General features: G+C 67.6%; 6 protein-coding genes. All 6 read right to left on the bottom strand.

Annotation, left to right across the window (positions count from 1 at the left end; genetic code table 11):
• Positions 1–12: 12 nt before the first annotated feature.
• Entirely contained in the window at positions 13–975 is a 963-nt protein-coding gene (locus tag B3587_RS15320) for an aldose 1-epimerase family protein (protein ID WP_292730235.1), read from the bottom strand.
• 53 nt (positions 976–1028) lie between these two features.
• Positions 1029–2531 carry an L-arabinose isomerase gene (araA, locus tag B3587_RS15315; RefSeq protein WP_292730232.1) on the bottom strand — a complete coding sequence of 501 codons (1503 nt, stop codon included), beginning with the start codon at positions 2529–2531 and terminating at the stop codon, positions 1029–1031.
• A gap of 28 nt (positions 2532–2559) precedes the next feature.
• The gene (locus tag B3587_RS15310) at positions 2560–4170 is read right to left on the bottom strand and encodes a xylulokinase (RefSeq protein WP_292730229.1); all 1611 of its coding nucleotides are present in this window, start codon (positions 4168–4170) and stop codon (positions 2560–2562) included.
• Positions 4167–4874 carry an L-ribulose-5-phosphate 4-epimerase gene (locus tag B3587_RS15305; protein WP_292730226.1) on the bottom strand — a complete coding sequence of 236 codons (708 nt, stop codon included), beginning with the start codon at positions 4872–4874 and terminating at the stop codon, positions 4167–4169. The genes B3587_RS15310 and B3587_RS15305 overlap by 4 nt, the downstream gene beginning before the upstream one ends.
• A gap of 127 nt (positions 4875–5001) precedes the next feature.
• On the bottom strand, positions 5002–5994 hold the full coding sequence (locus tag B3587_RS15300) for a LacI family DNA-binding transcriptional regulator (RefSeq protein WP_228178441.1): 993 nt from the start codon (positions 5992–5994) through the stop codon (positions 5002–5004).
• A 51-nt stretch (positions 5995–6045) separates the two neighbouring features.
• The coding region (locus tag B3587_RS15295) for a hypothetical protein (RefSeq protein ID WP_292730222.1) at positions 6046–6377 on the bottom strand (332 nt) is incomplete at its 5' end.

Here is a 6377-nt window from a genome sequence, read left to right as displayed (position 1 = left end):
TCCAGCTAACTCTCAGGAAACCGCGGCGATCCGCCACGACGCCTTGTGCGCGTCACCCGGTGCGATCACACCGAGCCCCGTGTCGAACGGGTAGCGGTCATCGTTGAAGGCATCCGGGGCGCAGGTCATCGGTTCGACAGCGAGGCCCGCTCGGTGACCCGGCGCTTCCGGCCCGCCGGGCTGGTCGGCCGTGTGGACCTGAACCCACGGGCACCGCGAGTCCCATGTGATCGCTGCACCCACACCCTGCGCATCGGTCACCCGCGCCGTCACGAGTCCGTCGCGGTCCCGCACGAGATCCGTGTAGGCGTGGTCGATCATGACGGCGCCGAGGGTCCGCGGTTCGCGGAAGTCGAAGCGTTCGGCATCCGCTGTCACCGGCTGGAGCCCGACTGGCGAGAGCCGGTCGGGGGTGACCGTGAGTACCTGAGCTGCCGGAAGCGTGAGAGTCCAGTCATCCAGGTCGCCCGGGGCGACGAGGTACGGATGCGGGCCCGTCCCCCAGGGCGCGAAGTCATGACTCAGGTTGGTCGCCTTCACCCGCTGGGTGAGGCCGTCAGCACCGAGAGCGAAGGTCGTCTCGACACGAATACGCCACGGATACCCCTGCTGCGGTTCGATCGTGGCTCCGAGGGTCACCCAGCTCTCGGCGGTCTCGACCGGCGCGAAGTCCAGCCAGGATGCGAGGCCGTGGAGGGCCTGACCGCGCCCAGGCTCGGTGAGAGCCACCTCGTACGAATGCCCCCCGAACACATAGCGGCCGTCCACGATGCGATTGGGCCAGGGCGCAAGCGTGGCACCGCGGAAGAAGGGCCGCACGATGTCGGGCTCGAAAGGGACGACAAGGTCCCGGCCACGGTATGTGAGGCTCCGAAGGGTTGCACCGACGCTTGCGATTGTTGCCTCGTAGTCGCCAGCGGTGATCGTGTACTGCGTTCCGGATGCCGGGATCACGGCCGAAGACTCATCGTTCATATCGCCAGTCTGCCTGACGCCGGCAGCTACCGCCTCGGGCACATCGACCGCGCTCACAGACCCTGGGCGAGGCGGTAGTAAGCCTGGTTCCAACGAACTTCCTTCTGGAAGCCACGCACCGTGGTGTCTTCGTCGATGACGAGCAGCTCTGTCTCGGCAAGTTCGGCGAAGTCGCGGAACACCTCGATGCCGACAGCTGTGGACATCACGGTGTGGTGGGCGGCTCCCGCCGTCAGCCAGCACGCCGCCGAAGTGGCGAAGTCGGGCGCCGGCTTCCAGATGGCCCGCCCGACGGGGAGCTTGGGAAGATCGGGCGCTGCGACGTTCTGGACGACATTGGCGACCAGGCGGAACCTGTCGCGCATGTCGCTCATCGCGACGACGACGGCGGGGCCGGGGTCGGCAGTGAAGACCAGGCGCACCGGGTCGTCCTTGCCGCCGATGCCCAGCGGGTGGATCTCCAGGCTGGCCTTCTGGCTCGACAGGGTCGGAGCGACCTCGAGCATGTGCGCACCCAGGATTTTCTCGTCGCCGGGGACGAGGTCGTAGGTGTAGTCCTCCATGAGGCTTGCGCCGCCGGGAAGCCCCTCGCCCATCACGTTCGCGACGTGCACGAGGATCGCGGTCTTCCAGTCGCCCTCGGCGCCGAATCCGTATCCCTCGGCCATGAGGCGCTGGACGGCAAGACCGGGCAGCTGCTTGAGTGCACCGAGATCTTCGAAGCTCGTCGTGAAGGCGCCGAAACCGCCGGCCTCCAGGAACGAGCGCAGCCCGACCTCGATCGCCGCCCCGTCACGCAGCGACTGGTGGCGCTCCCCGTCGCGGCGCAGTTCAGGGACGATCTCATAGAGCTCTTCGTACTCGTCGATGAGGGCGTCGATCTGCGCGTCGGATGCGGCAGCCACGGCATCCGCGAGTTCATTGACGCCCCACGTGTTGACCTGCACGCCGAAGCGGAGCTCAGCCTCCGTCTTGTCACCCTCGGTGACGGCGACGTAGCGCATGTTGTCTCCGAAGCGCGCGAGCTTCAGCGAACGCGCGGCGGCAAGGCCGGCGGCTGCGCGCTGCCACGTCTCGATCTGACCGCGAACTGCCGGGTTCGACACGTGCCCGACGACGGTCTTGCGAGGAACGCCCAGGCGAGTCTGGATGTACCCGAACTCCCGGTCGCCGTGGGCAGCCTGGTTGAGGTTCATGAAATCGAAGTCGATCTCGCTCCACGGCAGCTCGACGTTGGCCTGCGTGTGCAGGTGCAAGAGTGGCTTCTGCAGCGCATCGAGCCCGCCGATCCACATCTTGGCGGGGCTGAAGGTGTGCATCCACGCGATGATCCCGATGACCTCGTCACGGGCGTTCACCTCGAGTGCCAGGCGACGGATGCTGTCGGCATCCTTCAGTACGGGCTTCCAGACGACGCGGATGGGCAGCTCCGAGAGCCCTGCAGCAACAGCTTGGGACTGCTCGGCGACTTGGCGGAGAGTCTCTTCGCCGTAGAGGTTCTGACTGCCGGTGACGAACCAGACCTCGCGGGTCGCGAAGGTGTTGAGAGAAGTCATGAGGGTCTTTCTTCGATGAGGTGGGGATCTAGAGTGCGGTGACTGCAGCGCGCTCAGCGGCAAGACCGGCGCGGTAGCTGTCGAGGTAGGAGGCGTAGCCCGCGACGTCGGCGGGGTCGGGAACAACGGTGGCGAACTCGGCGTCCGCGAACGCGACGGCGTCGAGGTATGCGGCGAGCGAGGCGTCTGTGGCACCCGTGTGGCGGGCTGCGGCGTAGGCGGCAAGAACCGCGATGCCCCACGCTCCGCCCTCCGAGGCATGACGTTCGACCGAGACAGCAGTGTCGAGAGCTGCGGCCAGCACCCGCTGCGCGACACCGGCGGTGCGGAAGACGCCGCCGTGTGCGAGCATCCGGTCAACTGCCACACCCTCGTCATCGAGCACTCGCATTCCGAGACTCAACGTCGCAAAGACGCCGGCCAGCTGCGAGCGCACGAAGTTTGCGAGGGTCAGCTGACTGTCGGGGGTGCGGATGACCAGGGGTCGCCCCTCGTCGAGGCCCGCGATGGGCTCTCCGGACAGGTGGTTGTACGAGAGGATGCCGCCGGCATCCGGTGCGGCGGTGAGCGCCTCGGTGAACAGGGCTTCGTAGACCGAGTCGGGGGGCCGCGGCGACCCGATGAGGTCTGCGAAGCGCTGGAAGACACTCACCCACGCGGCAAGCTCCGAGGCTCCGTTGTTGCAGTGCACCATCGCGACCGGGTCACCGGCGGGCGTCGTGACGATATCGAGCTCGTCGTGTGCTGCCGAAAGCGGACGCTCGAGCACGATCATCGCGAAAATGCTCGTGCCGGCGCTGACGTTTCCGGTGCGCGGAGCGACGGCGTTGGTGGCGACCATCCCCGTGCCGGCATCACCCTCGGGAGGGCAGAACAGCGCGCCGGGCCTGAGCGCACCGGTCGGGTCGAGTAGCGCTGCCCCCTCGGCGCTGAGCTCGCCTGCGTCGGCGCCCGCCGACAGGACTGTGGGAAGCACCTCGAGCAGGGGCCGGGGCGCGGCATCGGCCGCGAGCTCATCGAAGCGCACCACGAGCTCGGCGTCATAGCCACCGGTGGCAGGATCGATCGGGAACATGCCCGACGCGTCGCCGACACCCAGCACGCGGCGGCCCGTCAGTGCCGTGTGCACGTATCCCGCGAGCGTGGTGAGACGGTCGATGGCGCCGACGTGAGGTTCGGCATCCAGCATCGCCTGGCGGTAGTGGGCGATCGACCAGCGAAGCGGAATGTTCACGCCGAACAGGTCGCTGAGTTCGCTCGCAGCGGCACTTGTGCTCGTGTTGCGCCAGGTCCGGAAGGGGACGAGCAACTGACCCTGCGCGTCGAAGGCCAGATAGCCGTGCATCATCGCTGAGATGCCGATGCTCGCGAGGGACTCGATCGCCATCCCGTAGGCCTGCTGTACCCGGATGCCGAGCGCGGCATACGCCGCCTGGATGCCCGACCATACCTCGTCGAGCGAGTAGGTCCACACCCGGTCGACGTAGCTGTTCTCCCACTCGTGGCTCCCGACCGCGAGCACCTGTCCGGTCTCGGCGATCAGGCAGGCCTTGATGCGGGTGGAACCCAGCTCGATGCCCAGGCTCGCCTGCCCGCCAGCGATCGCAGCACGGGCTTCGTCAGTGCTCAGGGCGTTCATCGGCGGTCGTCCGTCGACTGGCCGTACACGTTCTGGTAGCGGTTGTAGAGGCTGTCGATCGCTTCCTGCGGAATCGGGATGACCGGCCCCGCCTGCTTCGCGATGTGCACGGTGCGGGCGACGTCTTCGAGCATGACGGCTGCCTTCACGGCATCCTTCGCGCTCGACCCGATGGTGAAGGGACCGTGGTTCTGCATGAGGACCCCGCGCGAGCGGTGACCGCGCAGCGTCTCGACGATGCCGCGGCCGATCGAGTCGTCACCGATGATCGCGAACGGACCGACCGGGATGGGGCCACCGAACTCGTCTGCCATCGCCGTGATCACGCACGGGATCTCTTCGCCGCGCGCAGCCCACGCGACGGCGTAGGTCGAGTGGGTGTGGACAACGCCGCCGACCTCGGGCATGTTTCGGTAAACGTAGGCGTGAGCAGCCGTGTCGCTCGACGGCGAGCGCTCACTTCCCTCGCTGCCGGGGATGACGTTGCCGTCGAGGTCGCAGAGGATCATGTTCTCGGGGGCCAGATCGTCGTACGAGACACCTGAGGGCTTGATGACGAACAGGTCAGCGCCAGGAACGCGACCCGAGACGTTGCCTCCGGTCCAGACGATCAGGCCGTACCGCACAAGCTCGGAGTGCAATGCCGCGACATCGGCGCGCAGGCGGTCGATCGCCTCACTGACAGCACTGTCGAATTCGGTCATCAATGAATCCTTCCGAGACACCCTCGTCGTCGCGCATGTCTGCGCCGACCAGCCACCCTTGGAATGTTACCGGTAACACTTCACTTCCGCCAGCGCTCACCCCTCGAAGCCCTTCTGGGCGGTGATATCAGGCAGTCGAGGCTGCGCTCGAGGAGCGGACGATGAGCTGAGCGGGCGCCGACGGCAGAGAAACACCGCCCACGACAGCGGCGACGCAGCGACGCGCATCTCCGAGGACATCGACGCGAACTGTCGTGAGTGCCGGCGCATAGAACTCCGCATCCGGGTTGTCATCGAAGCCGACGACCGCGAGATCTTCGGGAACCCGCACGCCCCTCGCGGCGAGGCCCGCCATGAGTCCCAACGCCATCTGATCGTTCGCGGCAAGGACCGCGGTCACCTCGCCCGCCCGCGCCGCCGCGGCGACCTCCGGCGCTCGGACCGCCCCGGATCGAGCCGACCAGTCACCGCGCCATTGACGGGCAACGGAGAGGCCCGCCGCATCGAGCGCGTCAGAGGCGCCTTGCGCACGGGCTGTCTCTTCGAGCCAGTCGACCGGTCCTCCCAGCCGCCCTATACGTCGGTGGCCCAGCTCGGTGAGATGCGCCGCGGCCAGAGCCGCACCCTCGCGTTGCGCCCTCGCGCCGGCGTCGGCGTGCAGCGCGGCGATCGGGACACCCAGTCCCCGCTCGCGCAGCGCCGAGACCATGCGCTCGTGCGGGGCGACGAGCACGAGCCCGTCGATGCCCTGAGCGAGGACATGGGCGATCGCTCTGTCGATCGCTTCCGGGTCACCGGCATCGGCATAGGCAGTGGCTATCCACAACCCGGCCTCGCGGGCGGCTTCGGCGAGCGCGGCGATTCCCACCGTGGGGCCGTAGAGGGTGGCATCCGTGGCGATGACACCGATGGTGCGGGTGGATGCCGTACCGAGCGCCCGCGCGGCGTTGTTGACACGGTAGTCGAGGGTGCGCATGGCCTCGACGACGCGCGCCCGTGTCTCGGGGCGGATGTTGGGGTAGTCGTTGATCACCCGCGACACCGTCTGGGTCGACACCCCCGCAAGCCGAGCGACCTCGCGTACCCCGGCGGGGCGCGTCGGGCGGGTGGCATCGCTCATGGAGCCTCAGCGTAGTGCCGCACCGACTCGGCTATGACGCGAGTGCAGTGTTCAGAGTGCGTCGATGCGCGCCTTCAGTTGCGCCACGATCTCGGGGTCGACCTGGCCGCCCGCGAAGGTCAGCACGGTGTTCACAGGCATGCCCTTCGCCATTCCGACCATGGGATGGGTCGGAAGCTCGGGAACCAGCTCGTCGATGATCGCCCGCGCCTCCGGGTCGTCGAGCAACTGCCCGAGAGTGGTCGTGTTCAGATCGAACTTGCCAGCCATCGTGTGTTCCTCCATTGGCGAGGCGCGCATCCAAACGCGCGCGCTCTCAGCTTCCCAGCGGCGGCCGCCGGCAGCAACCGTCAGATCGCTGAAAGAGCGGTCTCCTGCTGGTG

This window comes from Microbacterium sp. UBA837 (assembly GCF_002296025.1).
Lineage (GTDB): Bacteria > Actinomycetota > Actinomycetes > Actinomycetales > Microbacteriaceae > Microbacterium.
Note: the sequence above shows the minus strand (reverse complement) of the source record. Positions and strands in the feature narration are given on the sequence as shown.